Origin of the sequence: Thiobacillus sp., assembly GCF_030696885.1 — a bacterium.
Taxonomy (GTDB): domain Bacteria; phylum Pseudomonadota; class Gammaproteobacteria; order Burkholderiales; family Thiobacillaceae; genus Thiobacillus.
In genome coordinates this window covers 370,580-393,428 of record NZ_JAUYRI010000017.1, presented here as the reverse complement: position 1 = coordinate 393,428, position 22,849 = coordinate 370,580, and the positions used below count along the sequence as shown (strand labels likewise).

The 22,849-nt window shown below is 60.1% G+C and carries 18 protein-coding genes; 14 read left to right on the top strand and 4 right to left on the bottom strand.

Going from position 1 to position 22,849, the window contains the following annotated elements; translation table 11 throughout:
* Positions 1 to 61: 61 nt before the first annotated feature.
* Complete coding sequence (locus tag Q8R61_RS09625; protein ID WP_305536622.1) at positions 62 to 1,189, bottom strand: deoxyguanosinetriphosphate triphosphohydrolase; 1,128 nt, start codon at positions 1,187 to 1,189, stop codon at positions 62 to 64.
* Positions 1,190 to 1,199: 10 nt separating this feature from the next.
* Positions 1,200 to 2,279 carry a 3-dehydroquinate synthase gene (gene aroB / locus Q8R61_RS09620; protein WP_305536620.1) on the bottom strand — a complete coding sequence of 360 codons (1,080 nt, stop codon included), beginning with the start codon at positions 2,277 to 2,279 and terminating at the stop codon, positions 1,200 to 1,202.
* A gap of 262 nt (positions 2,280 to 2,541) precedes the next feature.
* Between aroB and Q8R61_RS09615 the strand changes: the two genes are divergently transcribed.
* From Q8R61_RS09615 to Q8R61_RS09550, 14 genes are all read left to right on the top strand, one after another.
* Positions 2,542 to 3,510, top strand: a complete 969-nt coding sequence (locus Q8R61_RS09615) for a glycosyltransferase family A protein (protein WP_305536618.1) — start codon at positions 2,542 to 2,544, stop codon at positions 3,508 to 3,510.
* Between the two features lie 561 nt (positions 3,511 to 4,071).
* On the top strand, positions 4,072 to 5,028 hold the full coding sequence (locus Q8R61_RS09610; protein ID WP_305536616.1) for a hypothetical protein: 957 nt from the start codon (positions 4,072 to 4,074) through the stop codon (positions 5,026 to 5,028).
* A 25-nt stretch (positions 5,029 to 5,053) separates the two neighbouring features.
* Positions 5,054 to 5,734 carry a class I SAM-dependent methyltransferase gene (locus tag Q8R61_RS09605; protein WP_305536614.1) on the top strand — a complete coding sequence of 227 codons (681 nt, stop codon included), beginning with the start codon at positions 5,054 to 5,056 and terminating at the stop codon, positions 5,732 to 5,734.
* A gap of 230 nt (positions 5,735 to 5,964) precedes the next feature.
* Positions 5,965 to 7,434, top strand: a complete 1,470-nt coding sequence (locus Q8R61_RS09600) for a lipopolysaccharide biosynthesis protein (RefSeq protein ID WP_305536612.1) — start codon at positions 5,965 to 5,967, stop codon at positions 7,432 to 7,434.
* Between the two features lie 153 nt (positions 7,435 to 7,587).
* Complete coding sequence (locus Q8R61_RS09595) at positions 7,588 to 9,534, top strand: CRTAC1 family protein (protein ID WP_305536610.1); 1,947 nt, start codon at positions 7,588 to 7,590, stop codon at positions 9,532 to 9,534.
* Positions 9,531 to 10,517, top strand: a complete 987-nt coding sequence (locus tag Q8R61_RS09590) for a beta-1,6-N-acetylglucosaminyltransferase (protein WP_305536608.1) — start codon at positions 9,531 to 9,533, stop codon at positions 10,515 to 10,517. The genes Q8R61_RS09595 and Q8R61_RS09590 overlap by 4 nt, the downstream gene beginning before the upstream one ends.
* Positions 10,518 to 10,572: 55 nt before the next feature.
* Positions 10,573 to 11,451 carry a prenyltransferase/squalene oxidase repeat-containing protein gene (locus tag Q8R61_RS09585; protein WP_305536606.1) on the top strand — a complete coding sequence of 293 codons (879 nt, stop codon included), beginning with the start codon at positions 10,573 to 10,575 and terminating at the stop codon, positions 11,449 to 11,451.
* A gap of 167 nt (positions 11,452 to 11,618) precedes the next feature.
* Positions 11,619 to 12,749 carry a non-hydrolyzing UDP-N-acetylglucosamine 2-epimerase gene (gene wecB, locus Q8R61_RS09580; protein WP_305536604.1) on the top strand — a complete coding sequence of 377 codons (1,131 nt, stop codon included), beginning with the start codon at positions 11,619 to 11,621 and terminating at the stop codon, positions 12,747 to 12,749.
* Positions 12,746 to 13,735: a glycosyltransferase gene (locus tag Q8R61_RS09575; protein ID WP_305536602.1), complete on the top strand. Its 990-nt coding sequence runs from the start codon at positions 12,746 to 12,748 to the stop codon at positions 13,733 to 13,735. Before wecB ends, Q8R61_RS09575 begins: the two co-directional genes overlap by 4 nt.
* Positions 13,732 to 14,652 carry a sulfotransferase gene (locus tag Q8R61_RS09570; RefSeq protein WP_305536600.1) on the top strand — a complete coding sequence of 307 codons (921 nt, stop codon included), beginning with the start codon at positions 13,732 to 13,734 and terminating at the stop codon, positions 14,650 to 14,652. The genes Q8R61_RS09575 and Q8R61_RS09570 overlap by 4 nt, the downstream gene beginning before the upstream one ends.
* A gap of 5 nt (positions 14,653 to 14,657) precedes the next feature.
* Entirely contained in the window at positions 14,658 to 15,587 is a 930-nt protein-coding gene (locus tag Q8R61_RS09565; protein WP_305536598.1) for a glycosyltransferase, read from the top strand.
* Between the two features lie 3 nt (positions 15,588 to 15,590).
* A complete protein-coding gene (locus tag Q8R61_RS09560; RefSeq protein WP_305536596.1) occupies positions 15,591 to 16,790 on the top strand; it encodes a hypothetical protein in 1,200 nt (399 codons plus the stop codon).
* A 5-nt stretch (positions 16,791 to 16,795) separates the two neighbouring features.
* Positions 16,796 to 17,734, top strand: coding sequence for a glycosyltransferase family 2 protein (locus Q8R61_RS09555; RefSeq protein WP_305536594.1), 939 nt, complete (start codon positions 16,796 to 16,798; stop codon positions 17,732 to 17,734).
* A gap of 9 nt (positions 17,735 to 17,743) precedes the next feature.
* On the top strand, positions 17,744 to 20,863 hold the full coding sequence (locus tag Q8R61_RS09550) for a sulfatase-like hydrolase/transferase (protein ID WP_305536592.1): 3,120 nt from the start codon (positions 17,744 to 17,746) through the stop codon (positions 20,861 to 20,863).
* A gap of 15 nt (positions 20,864 to 20,878) precedes the next feature.
* Here the strand turns inward: Q8R61_RS09550 and Q8R61_RS09545 are convergent, their stop codons facing one another.
* A complete protein-coding gene (locus Q8R61_RS09545) occupies positions 20,879 to 21,691 on the bottom strand; it encodes a tetratricopeptide repeat protein (protein ID WP_305536590.1) in 813 nt (270 codons plus the stop codon).
* Position 21,692: 1 nt separating this feature from the next.
* On the bottom strand, positions 21,693 to 22,838 hold the full coding sequence (locus tag Q8R61_RS09540) for a glycosyltransferase family 4 protein (RefSeq protein ID WP_305536588.1): 1,146 nt from the start codon (positions 22,836 to 22,838) through the stop codon (positions 21,693 to 21,695).
* Positions 22,839 to 22,849: the final 11 nt, after the last annotated feature.

Below are 22,849 nucleotides of genomic sequence, written 5' to 3'. Positions count from 1 at the left end.
CTCCGGCAGCCTCAGGGCTCGATGGCCGCCCGGCGTTCCGCACACCCCCGGCGGCTCAGGCTCAGCCGTAGATTTCTTCCACCGCAAAAATCCGCCGGTGTTCGCGCATGGCGTAGCGGTCGGTCATGCCGGCGATGTAGTCGGCCACCGCACGCGCGCCTTCGAGCGATTCGCGTTCCTGATGCTCGGGCGGCAAGAGCCGCGCGTCGCCGGTGAAGGCGGTGTAGAGGTCGCTGATGATGCGGCCGGCCTTGGAGCTCATGCGTGCCACCTTGTAATGGCGATACAGGTGACGATGCAGGAAACGCTTGAGCTCGCGGTGCTCGTCGAGCAGCGCGGGGCTGAAGGCCACCAGCGGCGGCGCAGCGCGCACCTCGCTCAGGGTCTGCACGCCGCTGTTTTCGACATTGATCCGCGTCGTGTCGACCAGGTCGATGATCAGCGTGTTGATCATGCGGCGCACGGTTTCGGTCACTTCGCGGCGGCCCTGCAGCGCGGGATATTTCGCACGCACCTCGGCGAGATGGCGCGCAAACAGCTGCACCTCCATCAGTTGCTCCAGCGTGATGAGCCCCGAGCGCAGACCGTCGTCGACGTCGTGGTTGTTGTAGGCGATCTCGTCGGCCAGGTTGGCGATCTGCGCCTCCAGAGAAGGCTGCTGCTTGTTGATGAAGCGCGCACCAATGTCGCCGAGCTTTTCGGCATTGCCGAGCGAGCAGTGCTTGAGGATGCCCTCGCGCGCCTCGAAGGTAAGGTTGAGGCCGTCGAATGCGGCGTAGCGTTCTTCCAGCAGATCCACCACGCGCAACGACTGCAGGTTGTGTTCGAAGCCGCCATGCTCGCGCATGCAGGCGTTCAACGCATCCTGCCCGGCGTGGCCGAAGGGCGTATGGCCGAGGTCGTGCGCCAGCGCCACCGCTTCCACCAGGTCCTCGTTCAGGCTCAACACTCGGGCGATGGTGCGGCCGATCTGCGCCACTTCCAGGCTGTGGGTGAGCCGGGTGCGGAACAGGTCGCCTTCGTGGTTGACGAACACCTGGGTCTTGTATTCCAGCCGGCGGAACGCGGTGGAATGGATGATGCGGTCGCGGTCGCGCTGGAATTCGGAGCGCGGCGCGGCGGACGGTTCGGCGTGTCGGCGCCCGCGGGTTTGACTGGAATGCGCGGCGTAGGAGACGAGCGTTTCCATAATTTTTCCTTTACTGCGGCGCGGTCAGCACGCCATTCAGCACATCGGCCGGCACGTCGCCGGTGATCACCGCCTCGCCCAGCTTCTTCAGCAGCACGAAGCGCATCTTGCCACCCTCGACCTTCTTGTCGTGGCCCATGTATTCCAGATACGTTTCGACGCCCAGGTCCGGCGCCACGTCCGGCAGCCCGGCGGCGCGAATCAAGGCACGGGTGCGCGCCACGTCGGCTTCGGAGATCCAGCCCAGCCGCTGCGAAGTCTGCGCCGCCATCACCATGCCGGCCGCCACCGCTTCGCCGTGCAGCCAGGTGCCGTAGCCCATGCCGGTTTCGATCGCGTGGCCGAAGGTGTGGCCCAGATTGAGAATCGCGCGGATGCCGCCTTCACGCTCGTCCTCGCCCACCACTTGTGCCTTGATTTCGCACGAGCGGTAAATCGCGTGCGTGATCGCCGTCGGGTCCAGCGCGCGCAATTTGTCCATGTTGACTTCGAGCCAGGCAAGGAATTCTGCGTCCCAGATCAAGCCGTACTTGATCACCTCGGCCAGCCCCGCCGACAGTTCGCGGGCGGGCAGCGTCTTCAGCGTGTCGGTATCGGCCAGCACCAGCTTCGGCTGATAGAACGCGCCGATCATGTTCTTGCCGAGCGGATGGTTGATGCCAGTCTTGCCGCCGACCGACGAGTCGACCTGTGACAACAGCGTGGTGGGAATCTGGATGAAGGGTATGCCGCGCTGGTAGCACGCCGCAGCAAAACCGGTCATGTCGCCGATCACGCCGCCGCCCAGCGCGATCAGCGTGGTCTTGCGCTCGGCGCGGTCGGTCAGGAGCGCATCGAAAATCAGGTTCAGCGTTTCCCAGTTCTTGTAAGCCTCGCCGTCCGGCAGCACCACCTGCGCCACCGTCACCCCGCCAGCCTGCAATGTCGTTGTCAGCTGCGCCAGGTACAGCGGTGCCACCGTGGTATTGGTCGCGATCATCACGCGCTTCTGCGCCAGATGCGACAGGATCAGGTCCGTTTGGCCCAGCAGGCCGGAACCGATGTGGATGGGGTAGGAGCGGTCGCCGAGGTCGACGGTGAGGGTTTGCATGAGGCCAATATTTCAATAAGTGCGATGTTTGATTGTAACCAATGGCGTAACCCACGGCGGTGGCGCCTTGCGATCGGCGCCACTTTGCATCCCGGCCGGCTCCGACCATAATCCGGTCATGACGCCCTTGGCCACCCAACCCGCAACGCACACTCAGGCACGTCCTGCCCGAGTGCCGCCCTGCACAGCGCTGGGACTTCTCACGCTTCGCGGTCGCCACGGTCATTTCATGGACACGCATCCAGGCACGCCGGAATAAGCCATGGACCACTTCGACCCCGCGCTGATCTCGGTCATCATGCCGTGTCACAACGCCGCGTCCTTCGTCGAGGAGGCAGTCAACAGTGTGCTGGGGCAAAGCTATCCGCGGGTGGAACTGGTCATCGTCGACGACGGCTCGACCGACGGCTCGTCGGAAATTCTGCAGCGGCTCGCCGCCGAGCGGCCCGACACCATCGTGCTGATCTACCAGACCCGCACCGGCCCCTGGGCTGCGCGCAACCGCGCGCTCGCACATGCCAGCGGCAATTTCATCGCCTTTCTCGATGCTGACGACGCCTGGCACCCCGATGCACTGACCCGGCTGCATGCCGCGCTTGAAAACGATCTGGCCGAAGTCGCCTGGTGCGGCTGGCAGGCCATCGGCGTTGCCGCGCTCGACCCGGAACCCAAGCTGCCGCCCGCGCTCGACGCCGACGCCGCCATCGCCCACAGTTTCGAGCACGGCGCTTGGCCGCTCAACGGCATGCTCACCCGCCGCCATCTCATCGATGCACTGCGCGGATTCTCGGAGCGCGCGCCCACCGCCATGGACTACGATCTGTGGCTGCGGCTGCTGGCGCGTCAGCCGCGCCTGGCGAACCTGCCCGAAGTGCTGGCCTACCGCCGCTACTACCCGCGCCGCGACGCCCGAATCCCGCACTGGCAGCAGGTGTTCGACGCCGTCGCCGTGCGCCGCGACTTCGCCCGCCACCACCCGGTCCTGGTCGCCCACTACACGCCCGGCCACCGCCACGAACTCATCTACGGCGCCCTGCTGCGCGAAGCCTATCGCTGCCACTGGCGCAACGACACCGAATCCGCCCGCCGCCTGTTTCGTCGCGCCTTCCGCAAAGCCGACTGGAAAGCCGCCGACCTCAAGCACCTCGTCGCCAGCCTGCTGCCTGCGCCGCTGTATCGCAACCTGGTGAATTTCGTCACACGCCGGCGCAGCAATCAAACAAGCTTCTAAGGAGACCCGGAACAAGCCGACGTCGTTGCGGCGCATGCCGGAATCCAGTCAAATCAACTATACCGACCCCGGCTGTCCTCGCTCCACCGCAGCTGGATCAATTCCGCCACATGGCGACCAAGCCCGCGGGATACCTCCAATACCCTGCAACAAACAATCGGCCATTCCCACTGACATACCCTGCGTCACTTTTGGCACATGGAATTATTCGCCATGCGCCCCAATGCTTTCTCCAGCCGCAAAGCACCACCTACCCACCACGGCTGGGCTGTGGCTCTCTGCCCGGGCAGTCCGGCAACCAGAGCCGGGGTATACAATCCCGTCACACTCGACAATTATTCGACAGCCCTGTGCACCGAAGCCGGCCGATGCTTGCCCCATGTTCACCGTCGCCCCAAAACCTCTACGACCAACGCGAACGCGCGGCCACGCTCGCGTGGAAGAACATCGAAATGGAACATTGGTGTCGAAGACCATCCCGCCGACCCCATTGCCCTGCCATTCCCCTTATGATCCTCCAGGGTATATGCCATGACTTTCTTTACGAGCCCCATCCCTAAAATGACAAAGTTTATTAATCGGGCATTGAACAAATATGGGGATGCATTCTTATTCGGCGCCGTGGGCAGAACACCCACGATAACAACCAACCCGGATGCTGAAACGGGCATACACACCGCCGTACCTCATCGTTACCTCAACGCCTACCTGACCGCCATCAAGTCTTTCCTTAGTTACCACGCCGATATCGCCGTGTATGTACACGATGACGGGTCATTGCGGGAAGAAGACAAAGTCCTGATTCGCAAACATTTATCTGGTGTCCGAATCATTGATCGCGCCACAGCGGACCGGACATTTGCCGAGAAAGTGAGTGACGAATTCCTCTCAAAGGTCAGGAAGAGCTACACAAGCTATCTGAAGCTATTTGACCCCACACTGGCCAGCACTAACAAACGCATTATCATCGTTGACACGGACGTCTTATTTCTCAATCGCCCCGAAACAATCATCGAATGGGCACAAAACGGCGGCTCGCCCTGGTTTCACAGATCCGAACCGTGGCGACAAGCGCAACCCAACCAGGCTCCCACCAGCAGCACCCAACCCACCGCCACACAGCCGAAACACATCCAGCAGATGGTCCTTGAGCGCCTCCCCGACATTAACCAGACGCTTGGTACGAAATATGCTTTTGAACAGGGCTTTAATTCCGGCTTTGTGGGCTACGACCATGGCACAGTGAATTACAGCGAACTCAAGGAACTCCTGGCACACCTTTACACGATGTTGGGAGACCGAATTTTTCGGTGGGGTTCCGAGCAAACGATGCACGGTCTGCTGCTAGGTGGAAAGGGAGCCATGCCGCTACCTACGGACGAATACATGGTTTACACAGACCTCAACAGTGATCGTGCAGCCCATGCAAAATTCGTCCACTTCATCGGCGAGTACCGTTATCACCGCATGCTCTATCCGCGGTTGGCCGCGCAGGTCATTCGCAGGTTGGGACACTGAACAATACTAATTGGCAAGTTGAGACATGAACCCACTATCGGCAACTCGAAAAATCCTGTGCATGACGGGCGAACTGGTGCAGCACCCCCGAGAATTGCCCTATGCGCCACGCTGGTTCCGTTCTCTGCTCCCGGGTCACAGTCCCTTGCAAGATGAGACGCCCTGGATCACTTTCCGTGCCATCGATTGGCTCGACGCCTTCCTCAAGCCCGACATGAACGTATTCGAGTACGGTGCCGGGGGCTCGACGCTCTATCTGGCAAAACGCGCACGCCGAGTCGTCTCGGTCGAGCATGACGAAGGTTTCCACGAATTGGTGAGTACCCTTCTCGCCAATCGCTCGGTCGCCAACTGCGAGTTGATGCTACATAAGGCGGAGCCCTGTAACGATTTGAATCGCCACTTCGCATCCCACCAAAAGAAATATCAAGGGCTTTGCTTCGAATCCTACGTAAAGGCCATCGACGCCTACCCGGACCAGAGCTTCGATCTTGTCCTTGTAGACGGCCGCGCGAGAATGGCTTGCGTGGAACGCGCCCGCAGCAAGCTCAAGCCCGGTGGTGCACTCGTGCTCGACAACTCGGATCGGCCAGGTTATGCGCACGCGAGAGAACTCATGAATGACATTGCGCCGCTGGACCTCGCCGGATTCACACCGTGGAATATTGAGCCATCGCAGACAACCGTATGGCGGATCCCTGCGTGACAACGCCCCCGCGGCTGATGCCTCTCAACAATGGGCCATCCTGCAAGACGCGCTTTCGTTTACCGCTTTCTATCGCGAGCCTCTCCCCTCGCCCTGCCTCCGCAGGTAATTCGGATTTTTGTCATTGACACGACTGATAATGAGAAACACCCCATACGTGACGCGTCAGCTGCCAGGCAGATCTGTTCGCAAAAAACACTCGACACACCAACTTTGATCCAAAAATAAAAATGAGTCTCGGACAGACAATCCGAAATGGTGCCGCGTGGGTTTTTGTTGGCAACACCGGGCGACAAATCATCACCTTCCTGACCGGCGTTGTCTTGGCACGCCTGTTGGTTCCGGATGACTTCGGCATGCTGCTAACCATTCAGGTCTTCACCGGCGTCGCAGGCTTTGTCGCAGGCGGCGGCATGGGTCAGGCGCTAATCCGGGCGAAAACAGCATCGGAAGACGACTACAACATTGTCTTTACCCTGCAACTCATCATCGGCACTGTGATTTACCTGGTTTTCTTCCTGCTCGCGCCGTGGTTCGCAAAATGGTACGACAATGAACTCTATTCAACGCTGATGCGCGTGTCTGCGCTCACCTTTGTCTTTCGTCCATTCGTCAACCTCCCGGGCAACATTCTTCACAGGCAGATGCGTTTCAAGGCGACGACAGGCGTGGCCATCACCTCGCTCCTCCTATCAAGTGCACTGAGCATGGGCCTGGCTTACTCGGGCTTCGGTGTATGGAGTCTGATCTGGGGAGGCATCGTGGGCTCGCTCATAAATGCGCTGCTATTAGGTCCCCTAGCAAAATGGCGCCCCAAGCTTTCGACCAATTTTCGAAGAGGGCGTGAAATCGCGCGTTACGGTATGTTCGTAACCATGAATGACATTGTTTACTATCTGCGCAGCCAGACAAGTATCTTCATTCTTTCGCGCACGCTCGGCCCCGCGAGTGTCGGTCTGTACAACAAGGGTGAAACGTTGGCCCGAATGCCGCACGGATTCGTCACGGGCTCGGTCTATCCTGCGCTATTCCGTGCCCTGGCCTCGGAGCAGGACAATACCGACAAGTCGCGCTACCTCTACTTCAGGAGTATCGCGCTCATCGCGATCTATGCGACGCCGTTTTATGTTGGCATGCTCTGGCTCGCCGAGCCGTTTATCAATGTGATCTATGGGCCCAAGTGGATCGAGGCGGCTGGCCCGCTCGCGATCCTGGCACTCGCGTGGCCCTTCTGGCTCATGGGCAATCTATCCGGGAACGTCCTGAACGCACGCAACTGGCTGAACCGTGAGCTACTGGTGCAAGTCACGACCTTGATCTTCACGATCGCAGCGGTCCTGGTGGGACTCAACTACGGCATCAATGGCGTTGCCTGGGCGATAGTCAGTTCGGCAGCCTTCAGCGGCCTCTGGCAGTATTGGCTGGCTGTGCGTTGCCTCGGTGCAAAGCTTTCCGGATACCCGCTCGCGCTCGTGCCCGCAGTGGTCTTAAATATTATCCTGGCCATCACGCTGTACATTCTTGAGAGTGCCCTGCCGCAATCAGTCAAGGCGAATGACCTGGCCTACCTGGCGTCAATGGGAATGTCAGGTGGATTTGTATACTTGTCCTGCTTCCTGTTCATGCCCTTTGCTTCGCTGCAGACTGAACAACAAAGATGGAAGATCAAACTACGAATAGCGGTAGGTAGCACATCGTAGAAAGCATGATCAGTGGCGCGGCACCAGGCTGCACGGGCATCAACAAACGTGGTGAATCAACAAGGGAAAAGCAAAATGCGATGCAATCGAGTCCCCCCCGAAAGGCGCGGTCATCCCATCCGCAACGCCATCCTTACATTTGGGGCGTTGCTGATGGCTGCGACGGCTTTTACCGGTTGTTCCAAACCCGAAATCTCCCTAACGGTATTCGAGGATGTAACCGCCGAATCCGGGATGAGTGACTATGTCGGGATGACCTACGGCGCCGCTTGGGGAGATTTCGACGGCGACGGGTTGCCCGATCTCTATGTCTCGAATCACTTGAGCGAAGCCCGGCTGTATCGCAACCTCGGGGGCGGACGGTTCGAAAATGTCACGAGCAGCTATTTCGCGCCCGAAGACATTGTCGCCGACAAACATGGCTTTGCCTGGGCCGATTACGACAATGACGGCAGACTCGATCTAGTGCAACTGACGGGGGCGATAAGAGGGGTTGGGGCAGAACCCAAAATCCTGTTCCACAACCAGGGCGATCGACTGGTTAATGTCGCTAAAGCCGCAGGCGTGCTGAACCCGGATGGTCGTACCCGCATGCCACTGTGGGTAGATATGGACGGCGACGGCCGACTTGATTTGTTCCATGGCGCCGAAGCCAGGCTGGACGACAAGAATCCGCCTTTCGTCTACGTTCAGGGCGAGAGCACATTTGCCGCCGCGGACATCCTGAAATTTGCATCGCGGTCGGTGCCCTTCTGCGCACTCGCGGAACTGACTGGCGACAATCGTCCTGACCTGCTCTGCCGTGTCATGGGTCCGAAGCGTGCAGCACAGGTCTTCGATCTTTCCGCTCGGCCGCCGCGCGCACTCGATCTGTTGCCGGCAACTGCATTCGAAGATATTGCCACTGCAGACTTCGACAATGACGGCCACCTGGACCTTTTCCTCGCACGCAAAAACCCGATAGGCCCTCTCGCGCTTGGACAGGAATCGCCCACAGGTATCGTGGCCGACCTTTCAATCGACCAAAGCAATGTCGGCATCCCCATAGGGTTTACGTTTCGTTCAGATAGCACATTGAAGGTCCAGGTAACCGCGGCCAACGCGAACGATGCGATCTCGGCGAACCACATTCACCTTGGCCAACAAGGCACCCACCCCGGAGCAACGACCTTTGAACTTACGCCGACCACCCCCGGCATCGTCGGCATGCCACCGCATGAAGCTGGCAGGGAACGGGGGATTTACGTGGGGTTTACTGCGCCGGACAAATGGGAAGTGCGAGTCACCGCCCCGCGCGCCGCACTGGAAGCCGGCAACCCGAAAACCCAACAGGTCCAGCTTCGCCTGGACTCCACCGCAGCCATTACTGAGTTGCAGGCAACGGGCACGGACATCATGCCGGAGGAGGCTCCCGCAAGACTATTCATGAATCGCGCCGGAAAACTGATCGAAGAAAGTGACAAGCGTAACGTCAATCGCCGGCTGGTGTCCGGGATGAATGTGGTAGCCGGTGATTTCGACAACGACATGGATGTTGATGTCTACATCCTCGCTTCCGGCAACATCGGTCAGCAAGAAAATCTACTGCTGCTGAACGATGGCACGGGCCATTTCCAGGTCGTCAAGGATGCTGGCGGTGCGGCAGGTAGCCTCGCAGGCGTAGGCGATTCGGTCACGACCGTCGATTTTGATGGGGACGGTTTTCTCGATCTCCTGGTTGCCAACGGCGAAAGCATGGGCCGCAGCCTGGGGCTGCCCTCCGACCGCGGTGGCTATCAACACTTCCGAAACGTCGGCAATGGCAACCACTGGATCATGATCGACCTAGAAGGCACCCAATCCAACCGCGACGGTATCGGCGCCATCGTGCGTGTAACCGCGGGAGGTGTGACTCAAACACGTCTGCAGGACGGCGGCGTACATCATCGCGGCCAAAATCACAGCCGCTTACACTTCGGGCTGGCAAAGCACACAAAAATCGACAAAATCACCGTACAGTGGCCAAGCGGGATAGCACAGGAAATGCAAGGGATCAAGGCCAACCAGGTTTTACGGATTACGGAACCCCAACGTGGCGCAGGAGTTGGGGACACACCATGATGAAGAAAGTCGCCCAGCAAGCCTCTCGTGATCAGATTGGATTTGTATATGTGGTGCTTGCTCACAGCAGACATAGGCAGTTACTCCGCCTACTGCAGACAATACGGGCAAGCAGTCCAAGCGCTGCAATTCTGTTGCATTACGATGCGAAGGCTACTTTGCCCGACAGGGCACTGTTGGATGCGGTAAATGTGAGATTGATAGAACCCCGTATTTCAGTCCAGTGGGGCGACGCCTCTCAGGTGGATGTATTGCTCGCATGCATCGCCTATGCGGTAAGCAATTTTGACTTTGAATGGCTCACAATTATTTCCGGCCAGGACTACCCAGTTCGCCCACTATCGATTGCTGAAGCAGAGCTTCGTAGCAGTCGTTTTGACGCATTCGTCAAGGCGGCACCAGCCGCACAATACCGGTCACGGTATTACTTGCGCTATTGGCCCCTGCCGCACTTTCCCTATACGTATCGCCTTCCTGGCTGGATGCGTTCTTCACTGCGTTGGATGCGGTTCCAATTGAATCAGCGACAGCCGCTTCTCCAAATAGAAGGCGGCCCCCGGGGCACCCCTCTACGGCTTGGAATATTTTCACCAAAGCACCCATTTGATCAGGATTTTATCTGCCACAAGGGCAGTGATTGGTTGACGCTGTCACACCGCGCCGCGACACGCTTGCTGGACTTCGGCCTGACAAACCCGGCCGTACTCAGGCACTACCGGCATACCTTCGTCCCCTCCGAGTCTTATTTCCAGACTGTGCTGTGGAACGCCAAAGATCTGAAAGTATGTGACGACCACCGACGGTTCATCCTGTGGGATGAAGCCAAACTCTCACATCCCATGACACTGATGATGAAGCACTTCGATGCGATGATCAGTTCAGGTAAAGACTTTGGTCGGAAATTTGATATGGACGTCGATGCCGTGGTGTTGGATCGCTTGGACAAAGTCGTGATCGGGTCACAACAAGCCACAATAAATTAGGGAGCAAATAATGTTCTTCCGGCTCAAGCCTAAAAAGCCCAGCTACGAGCGGGCCATGGACTGGTTCAAGGCCAACATGGTGTCCGGCCAGGGCATCATCGTGCACACCAAGCAACCGGTGCCCTATCCCGAGGTCACGGGCTATTTCATCCCCACACTTTATAACTGGAACGAGCCGGAACTGGCGCGCACCTGCACCCGCTGGCTGATGTCGATCCAGCTGCCGGACGGTGCCTTCCCAGCACCCGACGGCGTGCCCTACACCTTCGACACTGCGCAGATCATGCGCGGGCTATGCGCCGCGGTCGGGGACGTGGAGGGTGCCGAGGGTTCGCTGCGCCGGGCGAGCGACTGGATGCTGACGCAGGTGGATCCCAGCGGTCGTCTGCTCACCCCCTCGACCGAGTTGTGGACCGGCATCGCCAGCGATCTGATCCATACCTATGCGCTGCCGCCGCTGGCCCAGGCCGGGAAGCTGCTCGGGGTGAAGGAATACGAGGACGCGGCGAAGTTTGTGCTCGATCATTACAAGCAGCGGGACGATCTGGTGCCGTTCAACCGCCTCTCGCACTTCCATGCCTACGCGATGGAGGCGCTGTGCGAAATGGGCGAGCTGGACTTGGCACGCCATGGCATGGCGGACGTGGCGCGGGTGCAGCGCCGCGACGGCAGCATCCCTGCGTATCCGGACGTGGAATGGGTATGCTCGACCGGTATGGCGCAGTACGCGATCGTCTGGTACACGCTCGGCGACAAGGTACGCTCCAACCGCGCCATGGCCTACCTGGAAACGATCCAGAACAAATCCGGCGGCTTTTTCGGCAGCTACGGCAAAGGTGCCAAGTACATTTCGGGTGGTGAGATCAGCTGGGGCGTGAAGTACTTCCTCGATGCCTGGCTGTTGAAACAGCGCGCGGAGGGCCAGCATGCTTAGCCCGGAACGCACGACGCACGCCTGCCACATGCTCGATCGTCTGCCGACGTTGTCAATGCCTACGCGCTGCCATACCGGCGTTCGCCGGAATGGGAGGAACAGGGCGTGCCTACGTGAATTATCACCGTACACTCATGGCAGCATCGAGGGCTCGGAGGATACCTGCCATGCCGATTAAGGTACTGACTGTGTTCGGCACTCGCCCGGAAGCCATCAAGATGGCGCCACTGATCGCCGAGCTGGAGTGCCATACGGGCGTGATCGACAACCACAACTGCCTCACCGGCCAGCACAAGGACATGGTCGCGCCACTGATCGAGCTGTTCGGCATTCGTGCCGATTATGAGCTGAACCTGATGCGAGAGAACCAGACGCTGGAGCACATCACTGTCAGCGTACTGCAGGAAGTTGGGAAGATTTTGCGCGAAGAAAAGTTCGATCTGCTGCTGGTGCAGGGCGACACCACTACGTCGATGGCGGCCGCGCTGGCCGCCTTCTATGCCGGGGTGAAGATCGGCCACGTCGAGGCGGGCCTGCGCACCTTTGACAAAAACCACCCCTACCCCGAAGAATCCAACCGGAAAATGATCGACGCGGTGGCCGATCTGTTCTTTGCGCATAGCGGCAAGGCCAGGCAACATCTGCTGAACGAGGGCATTGCCGAATCGGCGATCGCGGTCACCGGTAACACTGTGATCGACGCGTTGCTCGACGTTTCTTCGCGGCCCTTTGACATGGCCGGCTCCCCGCTCGAAGCCATCCCCTTCGACACCCGGCGCATCGTGCTCGTTACCGCACACCGTCGCGAAAGCTTCGGCGGGCCGTTCGAGTCGATCTGCAAGGGGCTAGCCGAACTCGCCCGGAAATATGCCGACGATATCGAGCTGGTCTACCCGGTGCACCGCAACCCCAACGTGCGCGCAGTCGTCGGCAAATACCTCGCCGACATTCCCAATGTGCGCCTGCTCGACCCGCTCGACTATCTGCCGCTAGTGCAGCTGATGAAGCGCGCGTACCTGGTGCTGACCGATTCGGGCGGCCTGCAGGAAGAAGCGCCCAGCCTCGGCAAACCGGTGCTGGTGATGCGCAAGGTCACCGAACGCCAGGAAGGCGTTGAGGCTGGCACGCTCAAGCTCGTCGGCATGGACGCGGATGACATCGTGCGCGAGGCGAGCCGCCTGCTCGACGACCCCGCCGAGTACCAGGCGATGGCGACGCGCGCCAATCCCTATGGCGATGGTACGGCGAGCGTGAAGATCGTGCAGAAAATCCTGGCCGACCTGAGGCCCGCAGGGTGAGACAACCGCTCGTCAGTATCGTCCTGCCCACCTACAAGCGGGCGCATCTGCTCGCTCAGGCGATCCGCAGTGTGCTGGCGCAGACCTACAACAACCTGGAATTGATCATCGTCGACGACAACTCGCCCGACGATACCGCAGCCGTGGTACAGACCTTCGACGATTCGCGTATTCGTTACCTGAAGAACGACCCGAACTTGAAGCTGCCGCGTGCGCTCAACCGTGGGTTCGCGGAAACTAGTGGCGACTACCTGACCTGGACCTCAGACGACAACCTGCTTGCCCAGACCGCTATCGAAAAGATGGTCGTCCGGCTACAGGCAGGCGGCTGCGACTTCGTCTATGCCGATTACTGGATGTTCTCCGAGACTGACGCCGCAGGTCAGCCACTGGATATCCATCACGACAAGCTGCCCGGCAAACTCCAGCTTGAGCAGGGCAACCATATCGGCGCCTGCTTCATGTATACCCGTACGCTGTATGAGAAGATCGGCGAGTATGACCCCGATTTGTTTCTGGTCGAGGACTACGATTATTTTTTACGGGCTGCACAGCACTTTAGCTTTTGCCATATTGCCGAGCCGCTCTACTATTTTCGACGCGACGACGACACCCTCTACCTGTCGCGCTTTCCCGAGGTGAAGACCTCAGATGTGCTGGTGCGATACAAGAATGGGGTCATCGACGCCGGCACCGCGACCCACATCCTCGCGGGGCTGCTGCTGCAGCATCCGGCCAAGCTCAAGACTGCCGGTTTGCGCAATGCGTTCGCAGTTCGAGACCGGCTGTCCTACCGACTTGGCACCTGGCTCATACAGCGCGGAGAAGCGCGATTGAAGCAGGAGCTTGCCCAGGATATCCAGCCGCTGTTCGGACGCTACCATGAAAGCACGGCCAGTTTCGGCGACACACGTGCCGCCCTGCTCGACCGGGTACGGCAGTACGGCGAGCTCGCCTACGTCCCCCCCAGAAAAAACCGCTCATGATCCGTTCGATCCAGACTGCACTCAAAGGCCCGGCCCAGGCCCTCGCCCAGCACCGCCACCTAACGAAAGGCTACACGGGCATCGCCAGCGGATTGGCTGCTCTGGAGCGCGTTTATAAGCCGCCGACGGACGACACGGTTGCACCGATCTTTCTGCTCTCGGCCGGCTGGCGTTCCGGCTCGACGCTGTTACAGCGGCTGGTGATGTCGGACAAGCGCGTGCTGATCTGGGGCGAACCCTATGACGAATGCGGCCCGATCCAGGCAATGGCCGGCACGCTCAAGGCCTTTCGCCCCGATTGGCCACCGGCCGACTACTACTACGACGGCACCCCACCGGAACAGCTGACCGGCAGCTGGGTCGCCAATCTCTTCCCCGCGCCGGATGCGCTGTGGCGCGCGCATCGCGCCTACCACGATGCGCTGTTCGACGCCCCCGCGATCCAGGCCGGCGCCAGCCGCTGGGGAGTCAAGGAAGTGCGCCTAGGCATCGAGCATGCGCGCTACCTGCGCTGGCTCTATCCCAAGGCGCGCTTCGTGCTGCTGTACCGGAATCCGCTCGACGCTTATAGCTCGTATTGCCGCTACGGCCGCAGCTGGTACGACGTCTTTCCCGATCGCCCGGTGTTTACGCCGACTGCGTTTGGCGCGCACTGGCGCAAGCTGATGGAGGGCTACCTGGCAGGCGCGAAATCGATCGGCGCATTGCTGGTGCGCTACGAGGATCTGGTCGGCCCCAACCCGCCGCTTGCGGCGCTCGATACCTACCTCGGCATCCAGACCGACCACGGTGTGCTCACCAAGAAGGTCGGCAGTTCGGAGCGCGGCGGGGAGAAAGTCCAGGTCAACGCGCTGGAGCGCTGGCTGCTACGGCGCGCGGTCGGGCCGGTTGCCGCCCAACTGGGATATGCGTGGTAATCGCGATGGACGCCAGTATCATCGTTTGCACATACAATCGCGCCGAATCGCTGAAGGGCACGCTCGCCGCGCTGGCCCGCCTGGAATCGCCACCAACGCGGACATGGGAGGTGGTGGTGGTCGACAACAATTCGCGCGACCATACGCGCCAGGTGGTGGAAGCCGTGCAGAAAATCTGGCCACACCTGCGCTATGAGTTCGAGCCGGCACAGGGGCTCTCGCACGCGCGCAACCGCGGTATTGCCCAAGCGGCTGGCGAGGTCATCCTGTTTACCGACGACGACGTGCTACCCGAGCCGGACTGGCTAGAGACCACGCTGGCCGGACTCAAAAAATACGGTGCCGATGCCAGCGGCGGCTATATCGCCCCAATCTGGGATACGCCTCCGCCCAACTGGCTGACTGAGCGGTTCTACGGATTTCTGGCAGTGCGCACGGATCGTACCGACGATTACTTCATCACCGACACCGGCCAGACGCCATTCGGTGCCAACATGGCATTCCAGAAAAATATCTTCGACCAGGTTGGCATGTTTGACACCAGTCGTGGCCGCAAAGGTAAGGTGCTGGCCAGCGGCGAGGACAGTGAAATGTTCGAGCGAATTCTGGCTGCCGGACTCAAAGTTGCGTTCCTCGGCAGCTCACGCGTGCATCACAAGGTCGAAAATTTCCGCCTGACCAAACGCTATTTTCGCCGCTGGCGGATGCAGACGAGCAGAAACCTTGCGATAAGCCGAGGTGTTCCAGGCACCCGCCGTGTCTACAACATCCCCTTATTTTTGCTTCCGCAATTTTTGCGCGCCCTCGCTAGGGCGATTGCCGGAAGGGCTACCCAGCCACCGGATGAGGCATTTAACCGAGAGATGGTCGTTTGCCATTTCTTGGGGACGTTTGCTGGACTTTGGCAAGCCAGACGAACTCAAGGGAGGCCATAGAGCATGCATCTCCGGGTGCTTGTTGTCGCGCCGTTCACCCATCAGAACGGACACTTCGTGACGTTTCCCCGCGATCTTTGTTGCGGGCTGGCGGCAACGGGCGCTAACGTAACCTTGCTTCATACCCGACCGTTTCGAGCCGAGCTTGACTGGTTCGGCACCCAGGTCATGCGCGTGTGCCTTCGTGATCAGCTGGACGCTGCCCCCTGGCTATGGAAAGAGATTTGGGCACGGCTCGCAAACCAACCATCTAGCCTGTGCTTGTTGTGGATGATCTGGAAGCTTCGTAGCCGTGATTTCGATCTGGTGCTTTGGACGGACTTCCAATCTCAGGATAACGTATGGGCCTTGGCGATAGCGAAACGGCTGGGTTTATACCGATTCAGATCAGCCTTCTTCGAACATCACGCTCCTGAAGCAACGGGCCGCTTCGCGAGATGGCTCCCCGCTTCACTCACGCCCCCCCGCGTGCGCCTTCAGGGCCTCCCCATGCTCGTGTTATCAAGAGCGCTCCAGGAACAGTGGCGATCATTGCTCGGCAAGAATGCCGACGTGGAGTACCTCGCATACGGCCTATGGCCCCGCCCTCTGCCCCAGGAGCGGCGCACCGGGGCGCGGCGACGGCTCGGGATTCCAGAAGACGCGCGGGTTCTGCTGGTGTTTGGCGTACAAGCAGCACACCGAAAGCACCTGGATACGCTGCGTCAGTCAGTCATAGGATATGTTCCAAACAAGCCCCTTTGGCTTGTCTTCGTGGGTGCAACCCTGGGCAACGCCCCGCACCCGTTTGCCAACTGGTCCGACCCCGCTATCCAGGTTCGCTTAGTGAATGGCTTCGTGCCCGAAGCCGAGGTTGAAGACTATTTTGCCGCGGCGGACGCCGCATGGGCCAACTACAGGGCCTTTCCGGGGGCGTCGGGGGTACTGCTGCATGCGATGGGGTTCGGACGCCTGTCGCTCGCCTCGAGCGAGGGTGAAATCGGCGCCTTGTGCAGCGAACATAACCTGGGGTTGATAGTTTCCGCACCAAACATATCCGCCCTGCGCGAGGCGCTCGATGCGTTTGTCAAGCTTCCAAGCGTAGAGCAAGCGCAGTGGGAGCAGAAGGTTGTTTCGATTGCCGGACAGTATGCTTGGCCTAAGGCCGCGGAACGACTATTGGCGCAGTGCGGGCTCACTGCATTAACCCCACCGAGGATATGAACGCCATGCATAATGCGGACTCGACTTCGCCGCCTGCGACCAGCTTCACCGTCAACGTCTGCAACTCTGATGCCCCGTTTCTTGAGGCGACCTTGCGGCACATGATCCCTGCGCTGAATTACCCGTTCAGCGAGCGATTGGTGGCTTACGATCCCGGCAGGCAGGAAGGCAAATATGCCCAGCGCATCCAGGGCGACCAGGACACGATCGAGGCGATTCTGCAGCGGCTGCTCAATGACAAGGTCATCGATCGGGTCGATGTGATCCCATGGACTGACGACGAGCAGCAACACATTCTGCGCACCTATTTTGGCAGCGACGAGATCGACCTGAAGGACTTCTCCGGTGCGCCTATCTATCAGTATCTCTACGCGCTCGACCGCTGCCAGGGCGACTACGTATTCCATGCTGATTCGGACATGCTGTTCCATAGGTCGGGCACGGACGCATGGATTGCCGAGGGCATTGCGCTCATGCAGCATGAGCCTCGCGTCATCGTCACCTGCCCCCGCGCCGGGCCGCCGCAAGCGAGGAACTGGCTGGAAAAGTTGACGGGGCGATCGTTCGAGCCGACGCCAAGGGAGAAATGGCGACTTGTTGACTTCACCTCGACCCGCTATTTCCTGATGGACATGGCCAAGTTTCGGTCCTGCCTGCCGCTTGCCCAGGTAAAGGCTGGCGAACCGCTGGAAAACAGCCTCACGCACACGTTCAAGCTGAGAGGCTTCGAACAATGGAACCTGACCACGCTCGATCACTGGACGATCCACCCCTGGCGTCATGACGAAAACTATGTTGGCTATCTCGATGATCTGATCTGGGCAGTGGAAAACGGCGTCTACCCATTCAAACGCAGCGGCCACAGATGGGACATGCGTACCGAAGGGGAGCACATCAACGAATGGCTGGCCGTGCTGCGCAAGCATGGGCGCACGTTGGGATGAATTAAACCCATGCCAATAAGCAATCGACTCGCAGTCGTCATCTGCACCTACAATCGCAGCGCCTCGTTGATCGAGACGCTGACGTCACAATACACGTGCGGGTACAACGGCGAGGAATGCATCGATATCGTGGTGGTGGCCAACAACTGTAGCGACGATACGCTCGATCGCCTAGCCGACTTTTTCGCCAGTCATCCACGCGACAACCTCAGACTCACGTGGATCGAGGAACCGAAAGCTGGAAAGTCATATGCGCTGAATGCCGCGATCGCACATACGACCCACGACGTGCTGTGTTTCATCGACGACGACCAAACCGTCGAAGCCGGGTTTTTGCGCAATCTTATCGACGGCATGGATGCCTACCCTGATGAAGCAATCTACTGCGGCCGCATCTGGCCGGCCTGGGACGGGAGCGAACCATCCTGGGTACACGCGAGGGGCGACTATGCGATCCCGATCCGCCCCTTCCCGGAGTTCGATCTGGGCAGCGAGTCGATCGTAATCACGCCTAAGGATCGTTACCCGAGCGGGGGCAACATCGTGGTGCGGAGGCGCGTCTTCGACGCCGCAGGCCTGTTTTCGGTCGATCTCGGTCCAACAGGTCACAATCTTGCCGGAGGGGAGGATCACGATTTTCTGGTACGGGCGGTGAACAAGGGTTTCGCCATTCGCTATCTGCCCTGCGTTCGTCAACTGCATGCGATCGATGCCGAGCGCATGAGCACGACTTACACCCTGCGCAAAAGTTTTCTGCGCACGCGTGCCAATTTTCTGGTGCGGCAGGATGGGGCGCGGCCGCACCTCTATATGTTCAGAAAGATTCTCGAACACCTTGGGAGCGCGGTATTTACACTGAAGCCCGATCGCCGCTTTTTCTACCTCGTCCGGTTCGCCGCCAGCCTCGGCGAGCTCACCGGAGCTTTCGAGCGGTTGCGACACCGCGCACAGTTGCCGCAACACCCTCTCCCCCCCGACCCGGGCATGGTCGCCGTCAAGCTGCTGTCGCTGGTTACGGTCGCATGCGGCCTGATCGCCTGGTTCGCCAGCGGCGATGCCAAATGGGCCGGCCTGCTGCCCGCTGCCGGCGTGGCCTCGCTGGGCGCGGCCGCACTGCTCGCCAAATCGCTCGCCAATTTCTCGCAGACCGGCCCGCGCATCCGCGAGGAGGTGCTCACTCACTATCGCCGCTACACCCTGTATGCGCTGTCTCGGCTGACGGCCTGGGCCTTCGCTCTGATGCTCTTTACCGGCGGCATCGGTGTGCTGATCTACTTCATGCTCGCCACGGCACTGCAGGCGCAATGGTCTGGATGGCTGGCGGCGCTCGCCGCCGTTCTCGGCGTCGTCGGTGCCTTCGCCCTGCAGTTCGTCGCCAAGCTGCGTTTCAATCCCGGCCTGCTGGTGGCGTCAATGCACTACCGCGTGAGCCGGCTGTATGGGCTGTGGCAATGGATGACGCCAGCGCGCATCGCCGGCTTGCAGGTCCTGTGGCTCGGGCCGAGTGCGTTGCTGTTTGTGGCAGCCTCGTGGCAGCTGGCGGAGGAAGGCCGGGCGGGCGCACTAATCGCGCTGTGGGCGACAGTGCTGTTCGTCGCCGGCACCGTGGCTTGGACAACCTGGCAGCCGGAGGCGCGTTTGCCGCGCGCGCGGCCTATAAAGCGGGCCACCGCGCCACCCAATATCCTGATGATCGGCTCGGACACGCTGCGGGCCGACCGCCTTGGCGCGATGGGCTACCGGCGCGCGCTCACCCCGCACATCGACAAGTTGGCCGAACAGGGAGCACTGTTCGCCAACTGCTACGTGCCGTGCGCGCGGACCGCACCCAGTCTGATCTCGCTGCTCACCGGCACCTGGCCGCATACCCACGGCATCCGTGACAACTTCGTTCCCGACAAGGAAACGCGGCTGAAGGTCGATGCCCTGCCACAGCTCTTGAAGGCGCGCAGCTACCGCACCGCGGCGCTGTCGGACTGGTGCGGGGCAGACATGGGCAAGTTCAGTTTCGGCTTCGAGCACACCGACCTGCCGGAAGATCAGTGGAACCTGAAATACCTGATCCGCCAGGGCCCAAAGGACCTGCGGCTCTACCTCTCGCTGTTCCTGCACAACCGACTCGGCCGCCTGCTGCTGCCGGAGCTGTATTACCTTGGTGGCGTGCCGCTCACAGAGCCGCTCGGCAAGCGTGCGCGGCGCCTGGTATCGCGATTGGCATCGGGCGCAGAACCCTTCTTTCTCAACGTGTTCTACTCGACGACCCACCCGCCGTTTGCCTCCGAATGGCCGTACTACACCCGCTTTTCGGATCCAAACTACCGCGGCGAGTCGAAGTTCGCCATGGCACGGCTCACCGACCCCTTCGATATCCTGCGCCGCCAAGGGGCGCCCAAGGAAGAGTTCGACCTGGACCAGATCATCGATCTGTACGACGGCTGCGTGGCCAAGTTCGACGACGAAGTCGGCAAAATGCTGGCCCATCTGGAGGCCTGCGGGCTTGCTGAAAACACGATCGTCGTCGTCTATTCCGACCACGGCATGGAGTTTTTCGAGCACGACAGCTGGGGCCAGGGCAATTCGGCGGTCGGCGAGGCCAGTCCGCGCATTCCGTTGGTGATCCGCGACCCACGCAAGCCTAAGCGCGGCAAAATTGACAACGTGGTGCGGTCGATCGATCTTGCACCCACCTTGCTCGAACTGGTGGACGCCCCGCCCGCCGATGGTATGGACGGAGTGTCGCTCGTGGGATGCCTGACCGAAGGCGACGACTGCCCCGAGCGCGACGCCTTCAACGAAACCGGCATCTGGATTACCGATATCCCGGGCCTGCCCGAGCACCATTTGCGCTACCCCGATCTGCTGGAGTTGATCGACGTGCCCGACCGCGAGCGTGGCACCCTAGGCATCAAGCCCGAGTATTGCGAACGGATCATGGCCGCCAAGGACCGCATGATCCGGCGCGGCCGCTGGAAACTGGTGTACCAACCGCTGGAAGGTGGCTACGCGTTGAGGCTGTTCGATCTGGACAGCGACCCGACTTGCCAGCATGACGTGTCGGCAACGCACCCCGATATACGCGACGATTTGTGGCGCAGATCAAAGGCTTTCATGCCCGATCTGCAAGTGTGAAACCAAAGTCGGGGTTCAGTCGGGACAGAAGCGGCAATAGGGGTTTGTCGGCGATCCTATCTTGGGTTCGCTGGCTTGTTCAGTTCCCGTGGGCGCGTCTGCCCCGCTGGTCGGAGCACCTACGCTGGCTGGCGCAGGGTTTTCTGCATCCTTCGCCTGGGTGAGCTCAGGCTTCTCCGAATCAAGCGAAGCGGCTGGCGGCACATCGACTTTCGGGGTTTCTGGTATCGCAGCAAGATCCCCGCCCATTTCCTGATACGTTCTTCGCAGCCCCTTGTGCGATGGATTTTTATCCAGTGCCGCCCTGAGAACATCAAGGGCCAGATTTTTCTTGCCCAGCTTTTTGTGCAGCGTAGCAAGTTCAATACTGGCAAGCGGCATGCCCGGGCTCAGTTCCAGGGCTTTCACGAAATCAGACAAAGCTTCGCCGTTCCGCCCTGCGAGGTGCAAGGCCTTCCCGCGGTAGTAATGCATATCCGCGCGCAGATAGAAGTCTGGCTTCGAGTTAGCCAGCATGTAATTCATTTCCCAAATTACCTTGCGCAGGCTGTTGCTCCGACCTTTCGCATCCTGCCGATAGTATCGGGTCATTTCGTTGAGACCGCCGCAATAGTGATGCATGTGTATCCAATTATCGTGACCAAGCTGCGCCCGCCAATACTTGATGGCCTCTGGCGATTTCCCATTCATCTTGGCATCACAATACGGCGGAAGCATCGCGAATTCGGCTGGTGTCACATCCCATGCGTGACTGGATGAACCCAAGGTCATCAAAGACGGAAAAACCACGACACTCAAAAACCGGATAAGCCTTCTAGATTTCAACATTTTATAACTCCTCACCCACTACGCGGGTCTTCTCCACCACACGTTCCCAGGCAAACTCTCGTTCAACGCGTTGTAAGGCAAACCTCTCTAACCGTTTGCGATATACGGAATCAAGCAGCAGTCGTCGCATCCCATCGATCACACTTGATACCGCCTCACCATCCACCCTGATGCCGCTCTCATCATGCAAAACAGCCGAACCCGTACCGCCCGCCATCCCCGCCAAACTGGATTTACCGCAAGCCGCTGCCTCTATGAACACCATCCCGAAGCCCTCGTTGTCGCCGTTGATCTCTCGGTTGGGCATGGCAAAGACGTCGCAGGCATTCATCCAGCGCGGCAGGTCAGCTTCGCTCACCGCACCTATCCGATGGACGACACCCTGCACATTATGTTCCGTGATCAGGCTATCCAGGTAATCGGCGTCTTCGCCGATGCCGGCGATGACATAGCGCACCGGGATGCCCTCGGCATGCAGTTGCGCCACGGCGCGGATCATCTGGTCGAAGCCCTTGCGGCGAGACAGGCGGCCTACCGAAAACACCAGCTTTTCATCTGCGCGAATGCCGAGCCCTTCACGCAGGCCACTGACATCCAGCCCGGGCATGAACACCGATACGTCGACGCCTGGATAAATCACCGTGATGCGCATTGCATCGACGCCCATTTCGAGCAGCGTATCGCGCGTATGTTCGCTATTGGCGATCACGTGGTCGGCATGGCACAGGGCAAAGCGCATCGTCTTGTATTTGCCGCCGCGGCCCCAGGTGGTCAGTTCTTCGCCATGCGCGTAGATCACGACCGGGCGAAACGTCAGGCGCGCCACCGCCCATGCCACCAGTCCTTCGGGCAGGGCGCGAAAGGCATGTACCGCATCGAAACGGTGGATGAGCGCCAGCGCCAGCGACTTGAAGAAAAAACGCGCGTACATCGCCAGCGATTCGGGGCGCAGCCAGGGCACGCGCTTGAGGTTCAGGCGATGGATGGTGTTGGGATGCGCCACGTCGACCCCTTCCGCGCCCGGAACGTCGGACGTGACGATGTGGATTTCCTTGCCGCCCAGACGTTTGTACACCTCGGCCGCCCATACTGCGGTGCCGCCCTTGGTGGGCAGGAAGAGTTCGGTGAGAACAAGCAGGCGGTTCATGGGGTCGGGCT